We start from the raw sequence: 25771 nt of genomic DNA, 5'->3' as shown, positions 1-25771 counted from the left end.
CGAACGACTTCCCGATCATTACTGCCCCGGCGCGCTCGGCACGTTCGGATCGGCTTGCTCCGATGCGTTGGAGACGACGAGGTTCACCTCGTTCGATTCGACCGTGACGCCGCCGAGCGTCACTCGGACGCTTACCCGCTGATTGCCGGGCTGCAGCGCCGTAACCGTGCCGTCCGCTTCGACGCGCGCGTGGTTCGGCTTGCTGAACGCGTATTCGATCGTCGCGCCGCTCAGGTTTCGCGTGGCGCGTCCCTTTTCCAACAACCCTATGATCGAAAACGGCATCCGCTCGCCGACCCGCACGAACGTCTCTTCCGTCTCGAGCTTCGCGCCCGAGAGGCCGACCAGCAGCTCCGGAATCGTATACCGGTACAGGTTCGTTCCGCTCGGCGTATATAAGTAGAAGTTGCCGAAATCGTCCTGCGCCAGCTTCCGCGCCTGGGTCGCCAGCGCCGTCACTTCCATCGTCGCCGCGTCGACTTTAAAGAACTTCCCGTCCACCGTTCCGTACACGTTCCCGTCGGTTCCGGTTTCGAACGCGCCGTCGATCCACCGGCCGGATGCGGCCGGGAACGCGTCGTGGCTGTATACGACTTGTTGGGTCGCCGGATCGAAAATGAACAACGTCCCGTTCGCGAGTCCCCAGACGTTGCCGTCCGGTCCCGCGTGCAGCGCGGTAATCGACGTCTTGCCCGGCACCGGGACGATCTCGAACGTCTTCCGCTTCGTCGCCGGGTCGAACGCGAACAGCACCGCCTCGGACGCCGTCGGCGTTCCGCCTTGGCCTCCGTGAATCGATGTGCCGCCGTACAGCATGCCGTCTTGGTAGACGAGCGACAGGATGCTCTGGTCCGGCACAAGGTCGAAGTACACGTCCGGCTCGCCGCCTCCGTCGACGTCGTAGACGGCTAGGGCGCCGCCGAGGAGGCCGTTTTCCGGGACCGTACCGACGTACAGCTCGCCCCGCTCCTCGGATCCGGCCATGCCGAACGGACGGTCCTGGAACGTGTACCCCGGGATGTTCGGGCGCGCGTTCAAGTCGAAGGCGAGCCTCGGATTGAGCAAGTCCGGATTATCGCGGTTCCACGGCTTCGCTAGATCGTATTCGTAGATTTTCGCGTCGGGGTAGGCGCCGATGTACAGCTTGCCGCCGACGGACGCCATCGCTTCGCCTTGCCCGATCCCGTTGAAATATTTGCTCGCGCCGCTGCCCGGATCGTACATGCCCAGGTTGCCGGCCAAGTAGCCGGAGGTGTAGATGTTGCCGTCCGGACCTTTCACGATGCTATGAATGTCCACCGGCTCGGCGGGCAGCATGACGTCGGTCACCTTCACGTTGCCGGTCTCGAGGTTGTACTTGAACATCTTGCCGCCGTTGCCGGACAAGCCGACCAGGCTGTAGCCCGGGAAGCCCGGTTCGTCGAGCTGGACGTATCCGTAGCCGATCGCGGCGCCGTCGATGCTGACGCCGAGCGAACGGAACGCGTCGGTCGACAGGTCGTACTCGAACAACGCTCCGGCCGCGCCCGCGAAATACAGCTTGTCGTCGATCGGCGACTTCGGCGATACGCCGCGAGAGTAGTTAATCACTTCGTCGACCCGTTCGCCGGAATCGCCGTTCGTCATGACGATTTGCTCGCCCGTGGCGGCGTCGAGCACGAACATTTCGTACGCGTCGTTCGCTTCCTTCTTTACGAACAGCTTGCCGTCGACGAGATCCAGGTCGTACACCGACGTGATGTCGGCGTATTTCGCCGGGAGGAGGTCTCGCTTCGTTTTCGTGGCGATATCGTATTCCACCAGACGCGCTTGGTTGCCGACGCCGGCGTAAATCTTATGATTTTCCTCGTCGTACACCGTGACGCGCACCCACCGCTCGCCGCTGTCCCGGTACGACATCGTGCCGAAGTCCGTAAACGCGTTCGTCGCCGGATCGTACTCGTAGACGCTGCCGGACGGGTAGTTGCCGCCGTACATTTTGCCGTCCGGACCCGCATCCATCGGATACAGCACCGAATCCTTCGTCGGCAGCGGATGCCCCAGGTTCTTCATCTCGCCCGTCGCCGGGAAGTATCGGTACAGCAAGCCGAGGTTGAAGGCGCCGAGGTACACCGTTCCGTCGCCCGACACCTTCACCGACCATGCCCCGGACGTATCCGGCAGCTGCTCGCTGTAGACGACCTCTTCCGTGTCGATGTCGATCGCCGTAAAGACGGACGGCGCCCCTTGGACGACCGTATAGATCACGTCTCGGCCGTCGCCGAACTTGCCGATATCGCCGCGCATGACGGTCGCCTTGCGAATTTGGACGCCGAGATCGACGCCGACGTTCACGATCGAGTTTTCCGGAATCGGCTCCTCTTCCACAATGTGAAGTCCCTTGGTCAACGCGACGTCGTCGATGTAATACTTATACGTCGTCCGATTGCTGCCCGCGAACATGACGGCGGCGTACGCGGCGTCCTGCGGCACGTCCGCGCGCACGTAATTCGTGAACCACGTCATGGACGGCTCGGAGAGAATGCTCCAGTTCTGCTTGCCGAGATACGCGCCGTTCGCGTCGAAGTAGCGCACGTACATCCCGGTCGAGCCGTATTCGATGAACGTCTTGGCCGCGGCCGTATACGTCGCGCCCGGCTCCACCGGAATGAGATTCCCGATGACGTTGAGGTATTTCCCAGGTTCGTTCTCGATGACGAGGCTGCGGGCGCCGCTCGCGAATCGCTCGGTCGACACGCCGAACGTATCGCCGTCGGTCGCCGCGAACTTCCGCCAGCCCGGCACCGCCGCTCCGCCTTCGGCCGCTTCCGCTTCGAAGCCGCCGTTCTCCACGGCCTTCAGGATGCTGACGTCGTCGAGGTAGAACTGGTAGCCGCGGCGGTTGCCGGAGATGACCGACACCTTCGCCTTCTTGCCGCCGGGCTGCACCGTGAATTGTCCGGAAGCCAGCACCCACTCGCCAACGGGAGACAACGTCGCGACGTACAGGTGGAAGTCCTTCCCGTCCGCGGCTTTCACGAGTCGACCCGCTTCGTCGTATACGTACACATAGAAGCCTTGGAACGCCCCCTGCTGCAGGAAAACGTTCGAGGTCAGCGAATACGTCGCGCCCTCCTCGACATCGATCAGATCGCTCTCAAGGTTAATGCCGCTCCCCGTATTCGCTACGTTGCTGACGTACAAGCTGTTGCCGCCTTCGAACGCTTGCGCCTGGCTGACCGCCGCGGATCCGGACTTCACCGTCCAGCCGGGGATGGCGCCGGTCGCCGTCGGCGGCGCCTCGAAGCCCGCGTTGGCGAGGAACCGGTTCGCCGGCGCCTCCGACGTCCACGTCAGTTCGTCGAAGTAGTACGTACCGGCGTTGCCCTTGGACGAGTACAGCAGCGCCGCCCCCGTCGTCGCGCCCGCCGGCACCTGCGCCGTCAAGGCGACGCGCTGCCACGCCGCGCCCGGCGTCGGCACCCGCTCGTTCAAGTTCGCGAGCAGCGCGCCCGTCGCGCTGAAGAAGCGCAGGTACAGCTCGGCGGTCCCGCCGCCCTCGCCGCTGACGAGCGCCGATACCGTCACCTTGTGGCCCGGCGTAACCGCGACGGCGTCGCTGATGACGCCGACCGCCTCCAGGCTCGTCGGATCGGCGAGCTTCATGCTTTGCGCGCCGGCGGCATACGCGTCCTGCGTCACCGTGACGGAGCCCGCCCCGCCCATGCCGAAAATTTGCGTCCAACCGGGCGCCGCCCCGTTCTCCGCGGCCGGCTCCTCGAAGCCGGGGTTCGCCAACGCCGCGGCTGTGCTTGCCGCGACGGCGCTCGCCGCGACCGCAGCCCCGCTCTCGCCTGCTTCCTCCGCCGCCGCCAAGCCTCCTCCCGCAGCGAATCCGAAGCCGGAGAAGACAAGCGATAAGCAAAGCGAAATAACGCCATAACGATGAAGTGCGGATCGAATCGACCGAATCATGGTTTTCCTCCTCGATTTAGATAGTCCTTGGTTGGCCCTTCCTGCTCCCCTTGCCGACGCGCCTCCTTCCCGCAAACCGATTTCCTTGCCTATGGCAAATTGTAGCACAATTTGGACTTGTGTAAATACAGGAAAAATACATGTATTCGAAAATGTAAATCAACCCGCCTGACTCCATTCCTTCGCTGCCTTCACCGCTTTTGCCGCTTTCGCTCCCTTTACATTGCTGCCGCCCCTTCCGCCCCGCCGACCACCCGTCCCCCCAATTTTGAAATTGTCCTTCACTCAGGAGATCGGAATGGCCGGGATCCCTTACCTGCTCTGGCGGAAGCCGGGTTTGGTCTTCCTGAGTTAAAGAAAAAAAGAAAAGGGGAAGGAGCCGCCCCGACGCCGGTTCGTCCCTCATCCGGCGGCGTCAACCGGCGCGGATGCTTTGAACATATTACATAGGGAACACGAAATTTCCCTATTTTCTCCGGGACGGCCTGTTTCGGCCGAATAGGGAACAGCTAAATTCCCTTTCCTGTTCTCTATTCGACCGAGCCTGACCGTCGTTGCGGAAGAGTTTTCCTTCCCAGCCCACACAAAGAAGGCGCAAGCGTGACGCCTGCGCCTTCCATCATCGTACCTTCAGTCCTCGACGATCACCGGGATCCGCTCGATGCGCGGGTCGGTGAAGATGTCGTATTCGTCGCGGCTCGTGCTGGAAAACTCCGACACGATCGCCCCGTCCGCCCCCGCCTGGAACCAATGCTTCGTCCCCGGAGGAATCGTATACTGCCGCCCCGGCAGCAGCTCCACCTCGTGAAACACGGTGTAATACGCCTCGCTGCCCTCGGGCAGGCGCGCCTGCACCCGCTCCGTCGGTTCGCCCTCGACGTATAGCAGCACCTTGCCCGACCGGCAGCGGAACGTCTCGGTCTTGCCCGGATCGTCCCCGACCGGCGGATGCAGATGCTCCGGACACGTCTGGTACGGGAACAGCACCAGCTCCTTCGCGCAATACCGGTCGTTATTCACGTACGTCACGAGCTCGAGCCCTTCTTTCTCCAAATCGCCGAGCCCGAACGTCGCCACCTCGATGCCCGCGACTTCCTCCGGCGTCATAACGATACCCGCCCGAGCGAACAGCTCCGCCGTTCTCGCCTGCGCCGCGCGCACTTCGCTGCGCTTGATCACGCCCATGCCTATACCCCTTCTCCCTCGGAAAATGTACCGCCCCCCGCGTCCCCCGGCCCCCGCCAGACGCTCGCGCCGGCCGCCGCCGTCCGGCGGAAACCGGCCGGCTTCGGCGGCCGCTGCGCCCAGCCGGCGGCGATGCGCCGCCGCACCGCGGCCCACGGCGGCACGCCGCTCACGGCGTCCGGCCGCTCCACGTTGCAGGCGCCCGTCCCGACCGCGCCGAGCAGCGCCTCCTCCGGCGCCAGACCGAGCATCCAGCCGGTCAGCAGGCCGGCGATCGTGCAGTCGCCCGCGCCGGTCGTCCCCGCGACGCGAACATCGAAGCACGGCGCGTACAGCTCACGCGACGTCCAAGCCGCCGCGTCGCGCGGCGCGTACCGGCCGGCGGACGCCAACCGCTCCGCGGAATCGCAGGTCTTCATATATAAACCGTATTCCCCAAGCTTCAACGCGACGACCGCGGCGCCCATGCCGAGCAGCTCGTCGGCGAGATCTAGCAGCAGCGCCTCGGTCGCGTACGGCAGCAGGTCCGTCGTTCCGCCGGAAGCGGCCAACGCGTCGAACTCCTCGCGCCGCAGCATAAACAAAATTTCCTCGAAGCTCGGCAGGAACAAGTCCACGCTCGGCAGCGCCCGCGACAAGATCGCCCGCCAATCGGCGCGTCCCGCTTCGGCGTCCGGGTCGGGCCGCGCGAGGTCGAGGCTGACCGTCGCCCCCGCCGCCTTCGCCTTCGCGAGCAGCGCCGCGAGCTCCGCCCCGCCGTCCGTCCACATACGGCGCATGAGCGGCGGGTAGCCGAAGTGGAACAGCCCCGCCTCCCGAAGCAGCTCCTCCCGCACGTCCGCGGCTTCGAACGTATCGTTCGCCCCCGTGCAGTGCAGGAAGATGCGGTCGATGCCCGGCGGGCTGATCACGATCGTATACGAGCTCGCCTCGCCGGCGGCGACGATCATCCCGTCGGCCAGCTCCGCGCCGTGGCCGCGCACGATGTCGACGATCGTCTCCCCGAACCGGTCGTCCCCGACCTTGCCCATGAGCCGCGCCGGGACGCCGAGCCGATGCAGCGCGAGGCCCGTATTCGAGACGGCGCCTCCGGTCGACAGCATCGCCGGGCCGATGTCGACCAGCTTGCCGGGGACGAGAATGGCGTCCACGCCGGCCTGCCGATCGTACAGCGTCGGAATGACGTCGAGGCATATATGCCCGCAGACGACCGCGGGATACGGCAAAACCAGACGTTCGGCCACAACCACCTTACTCCCCCCAGTTCAACGGAATCGTCCAACCCGTCCGTTGCGACTCGAGCGCCGCCGTAAATACGCGGTGGCTGCCGGCCGCCTCTTCCGGCGTCGCGCAGCGGAACGGCTGCGTCATCCGGTCCGGCCCGTTCGCGACCTCGTCGCAGAACGCCGCCCACATCTGCAGAATCGAATCCGAGAAGCCGAATTCGAAGATGCCGCCGGTAATCGTCCCGTACGCCGACTTGTACGGCGCGTCCGCGACGTGCCACGCCTGCGAGGCTCCTGGCGTGTAGGGCAGCGACGCGACCTGCTTCGGGTACTTCGTCGTAAACTCCGCCGACAGCTCCGTCCCTTGAATGCGCAGAAACCAAGTGTTCGCGTGCCCCGGCGCGATCCGCTTCGTCGACAGCACCATCGGGAATACCTGATCCGCCGTCTCCACGTCGCACGCGAGAATCGCGTTGTCCCACGTCTCGCACGGCGCCATACCGCCCTTGCCGTCCGGACGCTCGGGCACGATCTTCGAAAGCAGCGCGCGGACGCTCTTCGGCTTCCAGCCGTACCGGAGCGGCAGATGCAGCACATGCATGCCGAGATCGCCCATGCAGCCGTATTCGCCGTTCGTCGCGATGCGCCGTTTCCAATTGATCGGCTTATTCGGATCCAGATCGCTCGAATGCCAAAATCCGGCCTCCACCTCGATTATACGCCCGAACCGTCCTTCGCGCACCCACTCGGTGAGCTGCATCGCCCCCGGGAAAAACGGGAACTCCGACGAGCATCGCACGATGACCTCAGGACGCTCCGACAACGCTTCCATAATCGCCGCGTTCGCGGCCGCGTCGATGCCGAACGGCTTCTCCCCGAGCAGATGCTTCCCGGCTCGGATGATGTCGATGTACAGCTGCGCGTGCAGGTTGTGCGGCACCGCGCAATACACCGCGTCGACGTTCGGGTCGGCCAGCAGCTCCCGGTAATCCGTATACGACCGTTCCACGCTCGGTACGGCCTGCTCGAACCAAGCCGTCGCCGCCGGGTTCGCGTCGCACACGGCCGTAATCCGCGGCTCGAAGTCGACGTCCGCGAGGTGACACCAACGCGACGCCGCGCTCGCGAATTCCTTGCCCATCAAGCCGCAGCCGATGACGCCGAAGCGGATGATCTTTTTCGAACCTTCGCCTGCCATTACGCTTCACCCCCGAGAATCGCCAACGCGTCGGCTGCCGAGGCGCCTTCGTGCACGATGCGCATCAGCGCCTTCGTCATCCGGGCCGGATACGGATGCTGAATGACGTTCCGGCCGTAGACGATGCCCGAGGCGCCTTGCTCCATCAGCTTCACCGTCCGGTTCACGATCTCTTCGTCGGTCGCGCGTCCGCCCCCGCGCACGAGCACCGGCACACCGCCGGCGACCTCGACGACGCGATGATACTCGTCCACGTCGTCGCACGGGTCGGCTTTAATGACGTCCGCGCCGAGCTCGACCGCTTGACGGACGAGCGGCATAATTTTCGAAATATCCCCGTCCACCATGTATCCGCCCTTCGCCTCGTTCGGCAGCATGACGAGCGGCTCGACCATCAGCACCATGCCGTACTTCTCGCAGTCCGTCTTCAGCTTCATGACGTTCTTGACGCACTGATAATGCAGCTCCGGTTGATTTGGCAGCAGCAGCAGGTTCACGCACACCGCCACCGCGTCGAGGCGCACCGCGTGCTCGACCGCGCCGTCGATGATTTCGCTGAACAAGAATCGCGGCAGCGTCGATCCGTAGATGTTCGCCGCATCCGTTCGCAGCACGAGCTCCGGCTTCCGCTTGCCCGGGACGTCCTGCAGATGCTTCGCCTGCCCGACGCTCAGCTGGATGCAATCGGGACCCGCGTCGACGATCGTCCGAATCGCCGACTCCATGTTTTCGATCGAAGACAGGAACGAAACTTCATTGAAGAAGCCGTGATCGACCGCGACGTCGAAGCACTTGCCGGCCGGACTGAACATGCGGTTCATTCTCGCTTTGGGCGACATAGGGGAAAAACTCCTTTTTCGGAAAATGTAATATTAAAACAACATAATGTTCGTTTCTAACATTTATCCTAAGTCAGCCGCCGCCGTTTGTCTATAGAAAACATAAAAAAAGAACCCTGCTGCCAGGGTCCCGTTCATTATTATGTATGGTGCGGTCGGAGGGATTTGAACCCTCACGCCCAGTGGGCACTACCCCCTCAAGATAGCGTGTCTGCCGTTCCACCACGACCGCGCGTTGCAGCTGTCTCGCCGCCCTTCGAGGGAAAGCGGCGACAGAAATTAATATACCGGATCGACGGCCAAAAGTAAAGTCGGAAGGATTGGCAAATTTTCGCCGTTACGCCTCGGACCTGCGGACAGTTTTTCGAGGCGTCTTACGGGAATGCCGCCGGATCCGGCTCAACCGGCCGCCGCCGCGGCCGTATCGTTCGCCCGGAGCAGAACGACGATACCGATCATAATGATCGCCGTGCCGAACGCTTGACCTAACGACATTTTTTCCTTAAACAAAGCGACGGCCACGGCCAAGTTTAAGAGGTATGTGATCGATTGCAACGGAATAATCACGGACATCTTGTAATTGGATAGCAAATAGAAGAAGAGTACCATCGAGCAAAAGTATCCCAACCCACCTAACAGCACCTTCCAAGACATGAACGTCCCGGCGATCGAAGCGATCGACGAGAGATCCAAGGGATGCTTGGAAAATTGCCACTTCCAAAGCAAGTTGCCGACCGTGCTTAGCAAGGAGGATACAAGCACCAAGTAAACGATCTTCATTACGTGAATCGCGCCTTCTTTCCCAGCGTTCGGAATACGGTCGATTATACCACCGATACGCTTTTTCTGGAAACGAACTCCGTCTTTACGAAGCACGAGTCGCACGACTTGCCGTGCGCCGCGCACAATACCCCTTCCGTCTCCCAGCAGTTCTTATCCGTTCGCCCGAAAGCCGGGCAGGTGCGGCAGATCGTCTCCGGCACGCAGCACATCTCGCTGCAGGCGCCGAGCGCCTTCTTGGAATCGATCTGATTTCTGCGCTTGTCTTGATACCAGTCGATAAAGACGTTCACCATCTCGGCGTCAAGCTGCTGGCCGCTGGCGGAGCGAAGCGTTTGGAGCGATTGATTGAACGACATCGGATCCCGATAATTCCGACCGTTGATCTTAGCGAGGAAAGTCTGAACGACGGCGATGATGCGTGCGCCAGCCGGTATTTCCGCCCCTTTCAGCCCTGCGGGATACCCGTTCCCGTCCATTCGTTCGTGATGATGGCGAATATACGAAGCCGCCCGCTCGTTGCCGGTCGCGAACGACACGATCAAGGCGCTGACCTCGGCATGAAGCTTCATCAGCTCGAATTCGGCGTCCGTGTACTGGCCTTCCTTCTGGAACAAGTCGCTGGACAACGCGATCGTCCCGATGTGGGCAAGGTACGCGGCGATCGCCACGTCCCGGATTTCTCCCGTGGACAACCCCATCTCTCTCGCGATTACGATGCTGTACCGACTGAGCAGCTCGGAATATCCGATCGTGTTCGGACTCAAGTCGTCAAGCAATCGCGCCAGCGCTTGCAGCAGGGGGACGTAAGCGCCCGTGCCGCGAAGATAGGCCGCCTGTTCGGCGGCGAACCTGGAATAATTTTCGATCAAGGTTTCGAAATACAGGCTTATCCAACGTCTCTCTTTCTCGCCCTTGTTCCACAAGACGAAATAATGAGACCCTGTCGATACGAGCAGCACCTGATTCATGCCTTCCTCCTGGAAATACGAAGGCATCGGCTCCCGAACGTAATGCACGGCTTCCTGCTCGGACAAGGCCCTATATGCGAACAACGTCTCCGCATCCGTCTCCAGTCGATCCGCAAGATCCTTCGACGGCCCGGCCTTCCCGATCAGCCGATATTCGCCGCCCGCCGCATGCACTAAGCAGCCGCCGGAAAACTTGAGCGTGTTCACGCAGAACGGCAAGATGGTTTCAAGCGCCATGTCGACTTCCAAAGCGATCTTGCTGATGTTCACGATCGCGTTCTTCGACGCCATCGCGATATTCGATTGTTCCTTGACTTGCTCCGCCTCGATCATCTCTTCCACCATCGGTCGGACGAAGTCCATCCATCGCTTCAACCTTCGCTTCTCGCGTCGGGAGACGCGGCGGATCGGACCGATTCGGATCATCCCCTTGCCGCTGATCGGGAGAACGAGCAGAGGAACCTCCCCCTCCTTCATGACCTCGATCTTGCTCGTCAGGAATAAATTCGACGCCGTCATGGCCGGCTGATAAGCATCTCCCGGCGAGGAGATCAATGCGCTCTGCGTCGATGCGCCGGGGCCGCTCCCGGACCGAAACCGGGTCGCCCGCAGCATGAACTTATCGAACCGCTCGTCGCGGATATAGAACGCATACGTTAATGCGCTGAACTGATTGCCGAGTTCTTCCAACACGACCGTCATCTTCTGATCGAAGTTCGGCTGCGACCGAATTTTATCGAGTTGCCTCTGCACGCTTGACAGCTTCCTCATATCGACGCGAAGCTTCCGGATATAAAGCAGCACGAGCGCGCATAGCAAGACGATGCCGCCCGCGATTGTAACCGCGTAATCGATCGCGATCTCGAATGATATCCCTTGGATCGACAAGAGCCTCATGCGCCGCTCCCCCCTTACTCAAGATGAGCTTCTACCCAAACAGAATAATCGTCATGTCTCGACAAATACGTCATGCCATGGCTTCTTGCGGCTTTCCGGTCGTTCTGCGTTCCTGGACGGCCGCTCACGGCGAACAGTTCGAGACCGTTCTTCCGCAGCGATTGCAGCATCGTCAACTGGCGTTTGCCCCATGGATCGCTCGTCCATTCCGCCCTCCAGTCCTCCCACAGAAATGCGTTAACGAATCGGGAAGCGTTCCCGATGAGTTCGAACCCGCGATTTTGCATCGTCCATAAGGTCGTATGCCTGCCGCGCACCTCGGACAGCCACGCCAAGTACGCATGCATCATCTCGGCCCGATCCACAGGCGACTCTACCCGTTCCTCGATGTCTCCGACGGTGTCCAGGAACGCTCCGTCCATGCCCTTGGCAACGATTCGTTCTTCGAGCTCGTCGAACAGGACGCTCTGATAATGCTTCTCGCGAATATCCATCAGATAAGCGTCCCATTGCGGCAGACGCAGCTTCTCCCTCGCCGGCCGGTAATAGTCGGCGCTCCGCAGCGCGTCCCCGCGAGGGACGTTCCAAGCGGCCCACTCCATGACTGAAAGATAGCCGATCACTTTCGTGCCCGCTTGCTTCAGCCTGTAGACTCGATCCGCGGTCCAATGGAGCGGTTCGACGACGACAAGGTCGAAACGCGATAACGCCTCCATCTTTTCATCGTCCATATGTCCGTAATAAATCATGAACTTGTGCTCGGTGCCCGCAGGCGTCCCGCGCCAACGATCGAACCACCCGGGCGTCACGGCGCGTAATCCCCGTTGTAGCTCACTAAGGACACGTCCTTAACGCCTTCCTGCCCCGACAAGTCGTTGACGATCGTCGTCTGGGAGCCCCGAATTTTCACTTCCGCGACGACTTCGATATGATCCCGGCGAATCGTCTTGGACTTCAGTACGTGCTTGATGCCGTCCAGCGTTTTATCGACCGTCTCCGTCGCCTGCTCCGTATGATGTACGATAAGCAGGTAGGCGGAATCCTTGAACTTAATCCGCGTCAGCAGCAGCACAGTGACGGCCAGTACGACCGACCCCCCGACGCCGACCGCGTACACGCCTGCGCCGTTCGCGATCCCCGCGGAGATCGCCCAGAACATAAAGACGATATCCATCGGATCCTTGATCGCCGTACGGAACCGCACGATGCTCAAGGCGCCGACCATGCCCAGGGACAGGATAATGTTAGTGCTGATCGTCATGATAATCAAGCTCGTAATCATCGTCATCAGCACCAACGTTACGTTGAAGCTGTGATGATAGACGACCCCACGGAACGATTTCTTGTACACGAAATAAATAAATAGCCCCACGACCAACGACACCGCCAGCCCGACCCCCACGTTCATGAGAGACACCGGCGTAAACTGCCCCACATTTAAAAACGATTCCTTCACGATATCCTGGAAATTAATCGTATTCGTCATCGCGCCCGCCCTTTCCCATCCCATATCCTTGTGGACTCCGACCTTCTATCGAAGCGCCGGTTTTACGGCTTCTCTGCACAACACGTATTTGGAAATCGCCTCTCGCTGATGCGTTCGCATGCGCAGCGCCTCCGCAATATAGCCCGGCAGAAAATCGTTATACTTGACCTCCATGATCAGCCGCGGCGGCGCGAGCACCGTCGCCGTCGCCGCCTCCCGGTCGAAGATGTCGTACGTGTCGACGACGGCCGACAACGATTTATCGAACGTGACGCGAACTTCCCCGGGCTCCGCCGTATACGCTTCTCTCGTATAGTCCACGATGATGTCCGGCTTCAACCGATGTACCTGTCGAGCCGTATTCCACTGCTGCATCACCGGTTCCTTCCGATTGGCCGTAGCATCCGAATCGCCCGCCAAGATCGATCGGTATTCCTGCATCGACAATGAAGCGGATTCCTTCGATACCAACTCGCCGAATCGGCTTTTCCGCTCCAGCTTAATCATTTTGTCGCTATGATTATAAATGCGGATCCGATACTTCTTCCGTTGAATGAGGCCGAAATTTTTCTCGAGCAACGCCGTTTCTTGTTGATCGCTGAAATACAAGCTGCGAATATGATATCCCTCCGAACTTGCGGCGTTCCGGTCCAACGACATGAACGCTGCAAGCCGGCTGCGCAACGCATAATACTCGGATATGTGAATATAGTATTTGAGCTCGTGTCTCAGCTTCTTAAATTCGTGCTGCACGCCGAATCCTCCCCGTTACTCGACGGTGAACGCGTTCACGCCGAAGATGTATGCCCCGTCTTCGCCCCTTACGGAGCCATAGGAAACTTGAGTATGGCCCGCGGCGTCCTTCACCGTAACCCGAACGTAATAGGTTCCGGGAGCGGGAGGATCGATCTCATACGTCGAATCCGACAGATCGCGGACGGATACGATCGGATTCGACAGGAGCGGTTCCGCCCCGATTTCGAAATCGTAAGCGACCGCGTCCCCTTGCGCGTCGTAGGACGGATCCCATACGAATCGAAGCTTGCCGTCATTCGCCGCGGGAGACGATACGAACACCGGCATCGGCTTTTCGAGCAGCTCGTAAAATTGCTGTTTGTAAAAGCTCGGCATCCCGGCTATCCTCTTAAATTCCTCGTCGAACTGTCCGATTTCCTTCGGGAACGCCGCCGCATCCGCCCCTTGCGTCACGATCGGTCCGACCGCATCATAATACCCGTTCAAGAGCTCCCTCGTGCGTTCCTCGGTAACGATTCCCCCTAGCGCTTCGACCTTCGCCTTTAATCCTTCCAACAGCTCTGGTGTTTGAATGACCCTCTGATGCAGCTTCACGCCCCACCAGTTCGACAATCCCGCCTTCCAAGGATCCATCGGCTGCTTACTGCCGCCGAACCACTCGAAGTTACGGAACGTCCGATCGTAATCCCATGGGATGAAATACCACCGCTGCGAGTTCGAGGGACTGTAAATGAAATAGTTGAAGGTGAACGTATCGAGATTTCCGAACAGAAGGTTTACCGCCATCCAGGTGAAATAATTGTCGCGGTCGAAATATCTGTCGAAGACGCGAACGAAATCGGTCGTCGGATCGTTGACCGCCTCCAGCATCGAGATCAGCTTCCGATGATCTTGGCTTCCCTCCACCTCCAACACGGTTTCGAACGCGGCCTCGTCGTACGTCGGATCGGTGACGAGCTTCAGCTGCTCCTCGTACCGGAAGAAGCCGAACCCGACCGCTTTATATAGTTGCCCGTAGGGGTCAAGTTTTCTTGACGCTAAGAACGCTTCGTTCACTTCTTCTACATGGGTGTATAACCCGTAGTCTTCGAAGTCTCCGCCCTGGACTCCGTCGCTCTCATCCTTCACGTGCAGCTGCACGAATTGAGTCCGCAAGCTGATCAAATCCGGAATCATGGCGAAATAATCGTAGCTCAGCTTATTGCGCACGCGCGTCAGATCGCGGTAATGCTTGTTCAAATTCAACGTATCTTGCCCCGGCCACCGCTCGGAATCGTCATCCAACCGAATTTTATAAGATTTCTGTACGTCGTTCAGCGCCATGTTGCCGCGCAGCTCGAGCGTGGCGTTCGACACGATCGGTGGCTTGGAGGCTTCCTCTTCCGAAGGACCTTCGCTCGTTCCTTCCCGGATGATGATATCGAAGAGCGGATCCTTCGACAAGATGTCGCCCCGTCCCATCGCGTTCGTCTCGTCGAACGTGTAACCGTATCGTTCGCCCTTGCTCTTGTCTTGCGGAAGGACCGTTACGTACAAGTGAACGACCTCGTTCGATAAGGGGTACTCCGACTCAGGCTGGAGCACCGAACTCGGCGCGTCGTCGTACACGAGCGTGACGGAACAACCGGGAAGCGCGAGCGCGACCGCCAGGACGGCGAGTCGCAGCCAACCGTTCGAATGTGTTCGATGTTTCACTTCCTCGCACTCCCCCCTGAGCGTTCTGCCGCCTCCGTATAGACGAAGCATTGCTTGCATGACTTTCCATGCGAAGCGCATGCCTGGTTTTCGTATGTCCAACACGGCTTCTCCCGTTGTCCGTACACGGGACAAACTTCGCATAAAGACGATGGTGTACAGTGCATCTCCCAGCAGACGCCGAGCGGCTTCATCGTTTCTCCCGCGTCGGCGCGCTTACGCGAAAACCAGTTGACGAAGGTGCCGACGACTTCCGGATCCAACATCGTGCCCGCGGCGGCTTCGAGCCTGCCCAACGCTACGCCGAAGGCGAGAGGCTCGCGTTGCTTCCGGCCGTGCACCGCGGCCAGGAACGTCTGAACGACGGCAATGACGCGAGCGCCGATCGGAATCGAGGAGCCCGTCAACCCGGAAGGGTACCCTCGTCCATCCACCCGTTCATGGTGATACCGGATCGCTTCCGCGATGCGCCCTCTTTCGCCGAGCGTCAACTCCGCCATGGTCGCGCCGAGTTCCGCGTGAGTTTTCATTCGTTCGTACTCGTCTTCCGTGAACCGGCCGTCCTTCGTCATGAGACCGGTCTCGAGCGCCGCTTCCCCGATATTGGCGATCCAAGCCGCCGTCGCGATCTCCTGCACCTCTTCGTCCGGCAGACCCAGATCCCGGGCGACGACGGTCGCATATCGGCTCATCTGTTCCGCATATCCCGTCTTCCACGGGCTCATCGCATCGAACAAGGAAGCGAACCGCTTCAACAACAAGACGCGTTCCGAGCGCGTCGCGCGGTTGCCGGCCGCCGCAAGGAACGCTTCCGCCTGCAGGCAAGCCGTCCGCAAGGAATCCGCGATCCGTCGATCGTCCATGACGCAGTGTGCGGGGACCGACCGGAATGCGCGCTCCCCTACCCCCGACGGCGTCCGGTAACGGCAGACGAAAACCGCATGACCTCCGTCTTGGCGAAGGGATACGGCCGTCTCGCCTTGCGGCTCGTCGTCCGCCGCGGAAACAAACTCCGCGTCCTTCAACTCCATAACATCCATCGCGACGCGGAACGCTAGGTCCACGACGGATTCGGGCTCCGCTATGAGCAGGAGCAGCCTTCTCCAGGACGCATCGGATTTTCGGGCAGCCTCCCCGCTGCGCACCGACGCTTCGACTTGCAGCAGCCAGGACACGACGGGGGAAAACCATCCGACCGTCTCCGCGACCGTCGTCTCCAGGCGCTTCGAGCGCTTCCTAGCCGGCCCGGCTCTCAAGATGCCGTCTCCGCCTTGAAGCGAGATGTGCAGCAAGGAGACTCCTTTTTCCGCGATCCATCCCGCGCCTTCTATCCTTCCGGCATCGATAGGGAGCGACAGAGGAGGCAAATACGGCTGTTCGGGGTATGGGGTAAGTCCGCTGTATGACGGCGCCGCCCGGCCGATGTTGGGCTTACTGTGTCTCAGCGCTCTCAACGTATATTGCTTCTTCTCCGGTTGCAGCAGATAGAAGGCGTACATCGACGCTTCCACCGCATGCGAGAACGCCTCTAGCAGAACGTCCAAGTTGTTCTCCATGCCTGCGAGCGGTTGGATTCGCTCCAAAGCCCGTCTCGCGGAAATCCATTGAGCTTCCAGTCGCGCTTTCTTCCGCCTCTCCGCGACGTATAAGCCCGACATCGCAAGCACCGCCGCCGCCAGGAGCATGACGACGATCGACAGCGTCACGGACGACATCATGCTCCCCCCTTTTCCATAAAGTCGCCGTTATTCCTCTTCCTTCTCGCGTGCCTGCTCCGAGATCGAGATATGCTGCGCCAGTTGCTTCACCTTCTCGTTCAAGGCCGAGATTTGGGTCGATTGATGCAGCACCAAGAGCAGTAGGATCAGGTTGGAAAACAGAAACAGCAGGGAGGGCGGATACTGAATGCCGACCCGCAAGGCGACCCAATCCAACCATCCGGGATTGGCGGAAACGAGTAAGATCGATCCGGCCCCGAAGAACCAGACGATCGAGTTCCGCTCGTTAATTTTCCGCTTCAATAGTAAATTCAAAACGATAAAGGAGAAAACGAGCCCGGAGAAAAACACGAACAGCTTGGCGACTAGGCTCATACGGCCCTCCTGCTTCTCGTCAATTTGTCGTTCAATAAGACGATCAACACACTCAACATCACCTTCAGCATGTACATGATCGGCTTCAGCCCGCTGTGCATGCTGACGCCCATTTCCCGAGGGCGCATCCGCACCGGAATTTCTTTAATCTGGAATTGCTGCAGCAACGTCCGGATCAAAATATCGGCATCCGGGAAGTCGGACGGAAATTCCTGCTGCTTGGCGTATTGTGAGAAGAGAGCATGAGAGATCCCCTTGAACCCGGAGGTCGGGTCGGAGATTTTCTTCCCGGTCGTTCGGTAAATCAAGCCGCGGAAGAACGCGATCGCGATGGTCTTCATCGCGCCCATCTTCATTCCGTTCCCGCGATCCAGAAACCGGGAGCCGATGACGATATCGGCGTCGTCCCGCCGGACGGCTTCGATCATCCCCGGCAAGTCGGAGGCGTCATGCTGTCCGTCCGCGTCGAACTGCAAGCAGTAAGCGTAACCCCAGCGCTGCGCGTACCGGAAGCCGGTTTGCAATGCCGCGCCGTACCCCAAGTTGCACGGGTGGGAGAGGACCGTAATCGGGAACGCCGACGCGACTTCTTTCGTCCGGTCCGTCGAGCCGTCGTTCACGACGAGAATATCGGCATCCAACCGCATCGCCAGCAGTTCCTGCAAGACGCCTGCGATATTCAATTCCTCGTTATAAGCAGGGATAAGTATTAAGATCGACTTGGGATTCACGGCGACGATTCCTCCAGGTACGCATGTTCTCATTGCATTAAATTTTCCAGCAGCTTGCTAAATTCCGGCTTCGCCCATATTAACTCGTCGTTGGCTTCTTGATCGGTGCCTCGGAAGATGTAATGCACCTTGATCACATCGTCTTCATAGAAGGTCTTCAAGTCCCCGTTATATTCCTGGTATAACGCCAGCCATTGCCGAAGCTCGCGGTACTCCTGTTCCTTGCGTTCGTATTCCGGGGCGAGCGCATTGTAGATGCTTAGCCGAGGATCGTGACGATACACTTGCTTTTCCTCGATGATATAAATGTGGTATGCGATGTTGCCGTCGGGCATCGTCTCTTCGGTCCGGGTCAGCGGAAACTTCCTTGGATCGAAATCCTTGATCAGCGTGCCGATGTAATCGTGTACGCCGGTTCCGTATGTCAGCGAATACCCTTCGCTTTGCGAGTACACGACCCAGGTCATCGGCAGATGTTGCTTCGCTATCGAGACGTATTGCGCCGCCGAGCTGTCCCACATCATCTTATACGGGATAATCGGCTTCAGCCCGTTGGCGAAGCCGAGGCCGGCGACGAGCGACGCGCATAAGACGACTTGAACGGTTGCCGCGATGCGGCCCTCGTCCGACAATACCGCCTTCCAAACGGCATGCCATACGACGCCGAACGCCAGACAGGTCGCGACGGTCCAGACGCTCTCGCTTCGAGTGGCCAGGACGACGCTCTGGCTGACCGGTCCGCCGTAAGCGTATAGCAAGAAGCAGGTGAACCCGAACAACGTCGCGAACCGATAAACCATCCGTTCGCCACGCGGCGCCGCCAAGCTCCATAGAGCGAGGGCAGCGATACAAGCGAGGCCGACGTAATCCCAACCGTTCAGAGACGGGGGATCGATCTTCGCCGTCTCCGCCAAGAAGCTCGAGGACGAGCCGTGGAACGACTTACCGATGAGCAAGCCATATGCGAGCGGGATGATCGACACCATGACGCAAGCGATGCCGGCGACCGCGCCCGTCCAAAACCGTCTCCTCCCTTCCTCCCCGGCCGCCAGCCCAAGAAGCATCAAGATCCCGAGTCCTAAGCCGCCATAAGCGAACGCGATCGTGTGGGACAAGCCCATGACGGCGCAGCCCGCGGCGCCCGCCCAGAGCGCGTGTCTCGAACCGTTCTCGAAATATCGGAAGAAAAAATACAACGTCGGCAACAGGAATAAGAGCGCAAATTCCTGCGGGATCGTCGCCGCTTGCCGTTCCCAATCGCCTCCGTGCAGCGCGGTGCCGGCCAGTCCGTACACAACCGCTCCCGCAAGCGCTGCCCACCGGCCGCCGGTTAGGCGCGATACGGAGAAGTACAAGCCGAATACGACCAGCAACGTGTTGAGACCGCCCGTATACTTCAGCACGTAAATCGCATTGATCGCGGCGAATTTTTGCAGATAAGACATCATAATAAACATGCCTTGCGGGTAGACGCCGTCATGGAACAACTCGCGCATGCTAATGTATTTCGACCAAGCGAGGATGACGGCTCCGTCCGACATCGAAGGCGCGGCGCTCGTGAATGCATCGTACAGCCGTACGAAGCCAGACATGCCGAACACCGCGATCGCGAGCACGGCCGCCGCCGCAGCCGCGAAAGACGTCTTCGGTAGCTGAAGACGCTTGTCCGTAAATACGCGTCTGCCCCGTATATATTTCCATCCGAGTTTCGTACGGAACGCGATTTCGAGGAAGTCGTAGAACTTCGCGCCTAGTTCCGTCATCGCGTCGCCGCGTTTCCTTTGATGCTTCGGCAGCACGTACGATCGGAGGATCAGGAACGCAATCACGGCGAGAATCGACAGCACCTCGAACAGCTTGGTCACAACTAACACATATGCAATTACGATGTAGAGGAACGTCATTCGCATGGCATTCGAAACGATTCGTTCCAGCTTGTCCGAGGAGGACGGCGAGAAAATGAATTTCGGCACGAGAATCAGAAGCAGCCAGAAGGCGAATACGTAGTGTCCGATATGGAAAATCTGATTCAGGATGCTTCCATACATTTCGCCCTCCCCCTTCTATTCTCGCTAATTCGCCGCGTATAAGTAATAATCCAGCTTCTTGAGAACCCGAAGCATCTGAATCGTCGTTAGCGTCGCGAAGATGATGGAACCGACCAACAGCCCGAATATGGCATAATGGTAATCGAACCATCGGCTGAGCAGGAAGCCGACTACCATGTTCGCGACGACCGCCGGGATGATCGATCGATTGACCAAATCCGCTTGGGACAGGGAAAACAGAATGACCGCGTTCATCAGCGCGACAGCCAGGATCACGTAAGACGCCACGGATACGATGAAGACGAATTCCGTCACGGTATCTTCCCGAATTAACGGCTTGCCTGCAAACTCGATATATTTATCGTTGGCCATGAACAAGCCCTTCCAGACGATCGCGCCGCTCGCGACGGACGCCGTTCCGATGACGGCTATCATCTTGTAATACACTTTGCGGAAATGCCGGTTCATCGACTCCGTCTCGGATCCCCAGTAGCGCTTCTGCGCATCCTCCATATCCAGCATCAGCTTATGCACGATGACCTCGCTGACGCCGAGCGGAATCATAAGCGCCAGAAGCGCAAAGTCCAATCCCAGCTCGTATTCGCCCCGAAACCAGATAAAATAGGGCATATACCACTCATGCGCCGACCATGCGTTGATCCGATCGACGAACAAGAAGAAAAAATATAGAAAGCCATAGACGAAATACGGCATGACCGAGTAGATGGTAATGGACATTCGCGGCAATTGCGGCGCGATCCCTTTCTCCTCTTTCCGCTCCGCCAATCGAAAGTAGTGCACCGCTAAGACCATGCCGACGACGGATACGAAAAAGATCGAAATCAACTGGGAGAAGATGATATCCAACGGCGTATAACTCATCAATATATAGACGAGAATAATACCTAAAATGATTAATCCGGTGAACGTCAATTCTCTTCGTAAAATGTACATGACCGTCACGGAGAGCCAAATCGACGTGAGAAAGAAAAAATACAAGACGATATAGATGAACATGTTCGAAGGGAAGATGTTGAAAATCAAGTTAAATCCGTAAATCAAGACACAGGTAATCAAACAAGTGATATAACCGAGTCGGATAAACTTGAAGGTAACCTTCCGCCCCATGTTGTAATACCCTTGAAATAAGTAAAAGAAGCCCCTTCGAGCGATCGCCTGCGTGTACCCGCCTACTACGATAAAGCTAAGAATCGTACCGATCGCGATGCACGTCGCCAGTTCGACGCTGAGAAACTCATATGACCATAACGAGAACTTCAGCGTCAGCATCGATAACACCGAGATCGCCATCGGCAAAGCGAAGATCACGCCCCGCAGGAAGCTCTTGGACAGCTCGACGATCATGTACGTCAAATCCCGCTTCGGAGGGGGCTCGAACGGGGTGACGACGACGCGTTGTTGGATCTGCTCCCAGATCGCGTCCGCCAGTTCGAAAACGTCGTGCATCCCGAATTTTTCGCCGACCCGTCCGTCATTCCAGCCCATCGACTCCAATAAAGCGGCGATCTCGTAACGATCCTCCGGAAACATGTTACGCTTCTGCACTTCTCCAACGAGGCGATCGAACAGCTCGGCGCGCGATTCGAACTCGACGATCATACTTCCCCGCCCTCGATCGGAACGATCATATGGATAATGAGATCCGGCAGCTTCCCTTCCTTATCCGCTTCCTGTACGATGGCCGGTGTAATCCGTTGATTTTTGTTAACGATCACCCGTCCGTCATAGCCGTGCAGCGTCTCGCCGGCCAGCTTGCCGACGATGTAGCGATTTCGGATCGACAAAATTTCTTCCGTCAGCGCCGGACTTTCCCGACCTTGCTCCTCCCCGGTCGACGCCCCTCTCGGAGGCGCGGCGACGACACGATCCGGGGGAGTCGAAGACCGAGAAGAGGCTTCCGACTTGCGGGAAGGCGCTTCGACGGGCGAGGAAGGCAAGTCGAAGAAGTCGGATTTCCGCTCGAAACCGCCACCGTCGATATTCTCCTCGAGACCGCCGTCGGCCTCGACGGCGGTGTCGCCGAAGTCGTCAAGATATTCGTTAATATCGCCCCAGAAGGCCGATGGCTTCGAAGGCGACCGAGGCGCCCTGCGCATCTCGTTCTTGCGGGCGGAAGATCGCTTCGACGACGGCGCAACCGGCGAGGACGCCCCCCAGGACGACGCGGCGGCCAGCTCCATGTCCTCCCGATAGTCTTCACGGCTCGCGCGGGCGTTCTCCGTCTCCCGCTTCTCCGCGACGCCCTCCGCTTCGCGGCGTTCGAGTTCGAGCGCTTCGACCGCAGGCTCCGTCTTCGTCTGCGCTTCGCGACGATCTTCTTCCTTGGCCGCGGACTTACGTCGATCCGCCTCCGCCTCCTTCTCGCCCGCCTCCAAACCTTCCCCGTCCGTCTTCCGTTCCTCTACGATTTTGCGAAGCTTGAATTGAATCACCTTCGCGTGTCTATGGAGCGATTCCAATTCCTCCTCATGTATTTCCGTAGGAGTAGGCGCCTCATCCGTATTTTCTTCGAATACCGGAGCTCGATCGGCCTCCCGCTCCTCCAGAACCTTGGAGGCCGCAACCTCATAGAACGAGACTCCCGCCGTTTCCTCGACAGGCTGCTCGGCGCCTTGATCTTCGATCAAATCGAGCCCGCGATCCAATCGCTCGACTTTGCCGACGAGCTCGGTCAGCTCCTCGAGCAGCGATCGGAACGTCTCCTCGTAACGGCGGCTTTGCGCTTCGATACGCTCCATGCGCTTCCAATGCCGTTCTTCCTCCGCCTTCATCCGATCTCCGATCGACTTCGCCTCGGCTTCGCCCAGCGCGCGAAGCGCCTTCTTGCTCGCCGCAAGCCGGTCTTGCGCCGTTTGGTATAGCGCGTCCGTCCGGCGGCGATCCGCGAGTTCCGCCTCGAGGGCCTCCGCTTCCCGCTTCAGCGCGGCGTTCGATTTCTCTTGGGCCTCCACCTGATTACGCAGCTCCAAGAGGGACTGTTGCTGGTATTGCTTAAGCTTTCTTATATACTCAGCTGTCTTCCCGGGGTGTAGGCCGAACAGCTTGCGCTTCGTCTCCCGCTTCCATTCGCTCATGCCTCTCCCCACCCCCTCCCGACTGCGCTTTCTCCTCAAGCCACCCGCCCAGCTCCGATTTGATCCGGGACAAGGCGGACTCCTGTTTTTCCGCGACGACCGCTTCGTCCGACTTCATACGCGCCATCGAATCGTCGTACATCCTTTTCGCTTCCAGCACTTCTTCCGTTGCCGCGTAATGTTCTTCTAGCAGCTGCTTCGCCATCTCTACGCTTCGATCCGGTGCTTCCAGCTCCCGCCGCAGACGAGCGACCGCCTTCTCCCATTCCGCATGTTCCAGCCTCAATCGATCGAGCTCGCTTCGGAGCGCAGAGCACGCCGCTTCATGGTCGGCGTTCAACCGTGCCGTTGCGCGCTCTACCGAATCCGGATCGTATCCCCATAAGGATCTCTTCGTTACCTTGATCACGGCATCCCCTCCTCCCGCATGTCGCGGCTCGTTCGACCTTCTTACGCCGTCCTGCCTTCGCCTGCCACCAATTCCATGTAAGCCTCATACTTATATAGCTCTTGGAATGCACGGTCGTGATCTCCGATCCGATTGAACGCCTGCGCGATCTCTGCCAGCAAGACCGGCGCCAGCACGGAATCCGGCTGTACCCATAACGCCTTCTGGAATAACGCGATCGCCCTCTGGTCGAAACCGTGCGCCGCCAACGCGTAGCCCTTCTCCATGTAAGCTTTCTGCTCGGCAACCACAGACTTCTGCGAAGCATGCCGCTCTGCGCTTTCGCTCGCCGCAGCCGCCGGAAGCCGTTCTTCCGCTCGCGCCGCCAGTTTGACATAGCTTTTGAAGTGAAGTTCGAGCACCCGATCCAACGTAAACAAGCTCAGCGCCCGTTGGCGGGCTTCCCGCCCCAGCTCTGCGGCAAGTTCCCGATTGCGCAACAGTTTCTCGATACCGTCCGCCATAGCGCTAGGGTCCCGGGGCTGCACGAGCACGCCCGTATCCGCGAGCGCTTCCTTCACGCCCCCGACGTCCGTCGCGACGACCGGCTTGCCCGTCATCATCCCTTCGACGACGGAGTACGGGAACGCTTCGGAAATACTCGACAAGGCGATGACGTCGCCGCTCTGGTACGCCGCCGAAGTATTGCTCGTATGACCGGCGAAGATAAAGCTGTTGCCGAGCTGCAATTCTTCCTTCAGCGCCAGGCATTGATCGTAATATTGAGGGACCGATACCGAGCCGTATACGACAAACTTCGCCTCCGGCATCCGCTCCTTCAGCAGCGCCGCGGCATGCATGAAGGTCATGATATCCTTGATCGGATCGATCCGCGCGACCATGACCACGGTCGGCACGGATTGCGGAGCGCCGGGCGCTTCAGCGAACACCCGCTGATCCACGCCGTTATAAATGACGTTCACTTGGGACGGCGGAACGCCGAAGCGCGTTTCCCATCTCATGTTGTACTGGCAAACCGGCGACACTTGATCCGCGAACGCGTAGTTCAACGTCGTTACGGATTGGACCAACCGAATCAAGAAAGTGCTCAAGAACGAAGAGTATCCGTTCCTCGACAACGACAAATACTGCTCCCGTAAATACACGCCATGTTCGGTCAGCAAGTACGGCGTATTGTTGGCGAGCTTCGACAGCACGCAAGGAATGCCGCAAAACGCCGCAGCGGAAGAGTGCGTCACATGCGCCTCCGGCAACGGCGTGTTCAAAATATTTAAGAAGCGATAGATCCAACCCAGGCTTTGACTCAAGCCAAAGATGTCCGGTTGCCCCAATCGGTTATCCTTGTCGCCGGCTGCCTTGAGAATGATCTCCTTGTATACGTTCCAAGTTTGTTCCGACTTGAACGTCGCCTTGTATTCGTAATATTTGAAGTACTCATGCAGTTGCAACAACAATCTTCCGAAGTTCTCGGGATTTTTGCTTTGGGCCAGGATCTCAAGGATCAACTCCCTGAACAATGGGATGAACTTTCTCCCGATATCTTCCGGCAGCGTACTTTTCTTCAGCCTATATATATGAGAAAACGGCGTCTCCAAATGCTCCGCCGGTTCTTCCGTCCCCCACAGCGGCATCCTGATCAGAGCGTCCTGATTCAATAACTCGAACTTCTGCGTGACGAACGGGTTCATGAGAACGCTGAAGATGATGTAGTCCACGGACCGCATCTTTTGAATTAGGATGTCGCACCAAGTGCTTACGCCGCCTTGATGGAACGGATATGTCCCCTCGGTGGCCAGTAATACTTTTATTTTGTCACTCATTCTTAACCACCACAATCTCATTATAGGCAAGCCAATTGTGAAGAGTAAAGCAAAAACAGGTCTTTAGAACTAGTTTTAAGTATGAATGAATGTAGAAATTATGAATTCTGTGTCGGATTGTGTCGAAAGCGAATTCACCCTTAAATAACTATAGGTCTAATTATACAATACTCTACTATACAATTTCTGAACATGAGAAGATTCATGGAAAATGCGACGGCTCCGGTAAACGACAAATACAAAAAGCCCTTACCGATGTAATCGGTAAGGGCCTTCTGCGATATGCGGTCGGAGGGATTTGAACCCTCACGCCCAGTGGGCACTACCCCCTCAAGATAGCGTGTCTGCCGTTCCACCACGACCGCGCAAAGTAACATATATAATGAGGAAAAAAGTGAGCCATGAAGGACTCGAACCTTCGACACCCTGATTAAAAGTCAGGTGCTCTACCGACTGAGCTAATGGCTCATGCAATGGTGACCCGTAGGGGATTCGAACCCCTGTTACCTCCGTGAAAGGGAGGTGTCTTAACCCCTTGACCAACGGGCCTTGTTTTTGTGACAACAAAAATGATTATAGCAGGTGCTT

The 25771-nt window shown here is 58.7% G+C and carries 19 protein-coding genes and 4 tRNA genes; all 23 read right to left on the bottom strand.

The genetic code is table 11. From position 1 onward, the window contains the following. Positions 1 to 18: 18 nt before the first annotated feature. The 23 genes from FE782_RS11865 to FE782_RS11755 all read right to left on the bottom strand — a co-directional run bounded on the left by FE782_RS11865 (position 19) and on the right by FE782_RS11755 (position 25732). Positions 19 to 3954: a carbohydrate binding domain-containing protein gene (locus FE782_RS11865; protein ID WP_138194301.1), complete on the bottom strand. Its 3936-nt coding sequence runs from the start codon at positions 3952 to 3954 to the stop codon at positions 19 to 21. Between the two features lie 630 nt (positions 3955 to 4584). Next, entirely contained in the window at positions 4585 to 5139 is a 555-nt protein-coding gene (locus FE782_RS11860) for a D-lyxose/D-mannose family sugar isomerase (RefSeq protein WP_138194300.1), read from the bottom strand. 2 nt (positions 5140 to 5141) lie between these two features. After that, on the bottom strand, positions 5142 to 6383 hold the full coding sequence (locus FE782_RS11855; protein WP_238392443.1) for a carbohydrate kinase family protein: 1242 nt from the start codon (positions 6381 to 6383) through the stop codon (positions 5142 to 5144). 7 nt (positions 6384 to 6390) lie between these two features. Continuing rightward, positions 6391 to 7563, bottom strand: coding sequence for a Gfo/Idh/MocA family protein (locus FE782_RS11850; RefSeq protein WP_138194299.1), 1173 nt, complete (start codon positions 7561 to 7563; stop codon positions 6391 to 6393). Further along, positions 7563 to 8402 carry a class I fructose-bisphosphate aldolase gene (locus FE782_RS11845; RefSeq protein ID WP_138194298.1) on the bottom strand — a complete coding sequence of 280 codons (840 nt, stop codon included), beginning with the start codon at positions 8400 to 8402 and terminating at the stop codon, positions 7563 to 7565. The genes FE782_RS11850 and FE782_RS11845 overlap by 1 nt, the downstream gene beginning before the upstream one ends. A gap of 147 nt (positions 8403 to 8549) precedes the next feature. Beyond that, positions 8550 to 8634 (bottom strand) — tRNA-Leu (locus FE782_RS11840). Between the two features lie 167 nt (positions 8635 to 8801). After that, a complete protein-coding gene (locus FE782_RS11835; protein ID WP_138194297.1) occupies positions 8802 to 9182 on the bottom strand; it encodes an EamA family transporter in 381 nt (126 codons plus the stop codon). Between the two features lie 44 nt (positions 9183 to 9226). After that, positions 9227 to 11050 (bottom strand): HD-GYP domain-containing protein, encoded by a 1824-nt coding sequence (locus FE782_RS11830; RefSeq protein WP_138194296.1) that lies wholly within the window; start codon positions 11048 to 11050, stop codon positions 9227 to 9229. A 14-nt stretch (positions 11051 to 11064) separates the two neighbouring features. Continuing rightward, positions 11065 to 11859, bottom strand: a complete 795-nt coding sequence (locus FE782_RS11825; RefSeq protein WP_138194295.1) for an endo alpha-1,4 polygalactosaminidase — start codon at positions 11857 to 11859, stop codon at positions 11065 to 11067. Next, positions 11856 to 12560 carry a DUF4956 domain-containing protein gene (locus FE782_RS11820; RefSeq protein ID WP_238392442.1) on the bottom strand — a complete coding sequence of 235 codons (705 nt, stop codon included), beginning with the start codon at positions 12558 to 12560 and terminating at the stop codon, positions 11856 to 11858. The genes FE782_RS11825 and FE782_RS11820 overlap by 4 nt, the downstream gene beginning before the upstream one ends. Before the next feature lie 21 nt (positions 12561 to 12581). After that, the gene (locus tag FE782_RS11815) at positions 12582 to 13289 is read right to left on the bottom strand and encodes a polyphosphate polymerase domain-containing protein (protein WP_138194294.1); all 708 of its coding nucleotides are present in this window, start codon (positions 13287 to 13289) and stop codon (positions 12582 to 12584) included. Between the two features lie 15 nt (positions 13290 to 13304). Next, positions 13305 to 14987, bottom strand: a complete 1683-nt coding sequence (locus FE782_RS11810; RefSeq protein WP_158299359.1) for a CotH kinase family protein — start codon at positions 14985 to 14987, stop codon at positions 13305 to 13307. Next, positions 14984 to 16702 carry an HD-GYP domain-containing protein gene (locus FE782_RS11805; RefSeq protein WP_158299358.1) on the bottom strand — a complete coding sequence of 573 codons (1719 nt, stop codon included), beginning with the start codon at positions 16700 to 16702 and terminating at the stop codon, positions 14984 to 14986. Before FE782_RS11805 ends, FE782_RS11810 begins: the two co-directional genes overlap by 4 nt. 30 nt (positions 16703 to 16732) lie before the next feature. Continuing rightward, complete coding sequence (locus FE782_RS11800; protein WP_138194291.1) at positions 16733 to 17080, bottom strand: DUF2304 domain-containing protein; 348 nt, start codon at positions 17078 to 17080, stop codon at positions 16733 to 16735. Beyond that, positions 17077 to 17811: a glycosyltransferase family 2 protein gene (locus FE782_RS11795; RefSeq protein WP_158299357.1), complete on the bottom strand. Its 735-nt coding sequence runs from the start codon at positions 17809 to 17811 to the stop codon at positions 17077 to 17079. The genes FE782_RS11800 and FE782_RS11795 overlap by 4 nt, the downstream gene beginning before the upstream one ends. A 29-nt stretch (positions 17812 to 17840) precedes the next feature. Continuing rightward, positions 17841 to 19859 carry a putative glycosyltransferase family protein gene (locus tag FE782_RS11790; protein ID WP_138194289.1) on the bottom strand — a complete coding sequence of 673 codons (2019 nt, stop codon included), beginning with the start codon at positions 19857 to 19859 and terminating at the stop codon, positions 17841 to 17843. A gap of 24 nt (positions 19860 to 19883) precedes the next feature. After that, complete coding sequence (locus FE782_RS11785) at positions 19884 to 21479, bottom strand: hypothetical protein (protein WP_138194288.1); 1596 nt, start codon at positions 21477 to 21479, stop codon at positions 19884 to 19886. Then, positions 21476 to 22954, bottom strand: a complete 1479-nt coding sequence (locus tag FE782_RS11780; protein WP_138194287.1) for a hypothetical protein — start codon at positions 22952 to 22954, stop codon at positions 21476 to 21478. The genes FE782_RS11785 and FE782_RS11780 overlap by 4 nt, the downstream gene beginning before the upstream one ends. Then, complete coding sequence (locus tag FE782_RS11775) at positions 22890 to 23363, bottom strand: hypothetical protein (protein WP_138194286.1); 474 nt, start codon at positions 23361 to 23363, stop codon at positions 22890 to 22892. Before FE782_RS11775 ends, FE782_RS11780 begins: the two co-directional genes overlap by 65 nt. Before the next feature lie 41 nt (positions 23364 to 23404). Further along, complete coding sequence (gene pelF, locus FE782_RS11770) at positions 23405 to 25183, bottom strand: GT4 family glycosyltransferase PelF (protein WP_158299356.1); 1779 nt, start codon at positions 25181 to 25183, stop codon at positions 23405 to 23407. Between the two features lie 283 nt (positions 25184 to 25466). Then, positions 25467 to 25548, bottom strand: a tRNA-Leu gene (locus FE782_RS11765). A gap of 30 nt (positions 25549 to 25578) precedes the next feature. Beyond that, a tRNA-Lys gene (locus FE782_RS11760) sits at positions 25579 to 25651 on the bottom strand. Positions 25652 to 25657: 6 nt separating this feature from the next. Next, positions 25658 to 25732: transfer RNA gene (locus tag FE782_RS11755), tRNA-Glu, on the bottom strand. Between the last annotated feature and the right edge of the window lie 39 nt (positions 25733 to 25771).

The sequence above is a fragment of the Paenibacillus antri genome (assembly GCF_005765165.1).
GTDB lineage: Bacteria > Bacillota > Bacilli > Paenibacillales > YIM-B00363 > Paenibacillus_AE > Paenibacillus_AE antri.
The sequence above is the reverse complement of the archived record's forward strand: the minus strand, read 5'-3'. Positions and strand labels throughout refer to the sequence as shown.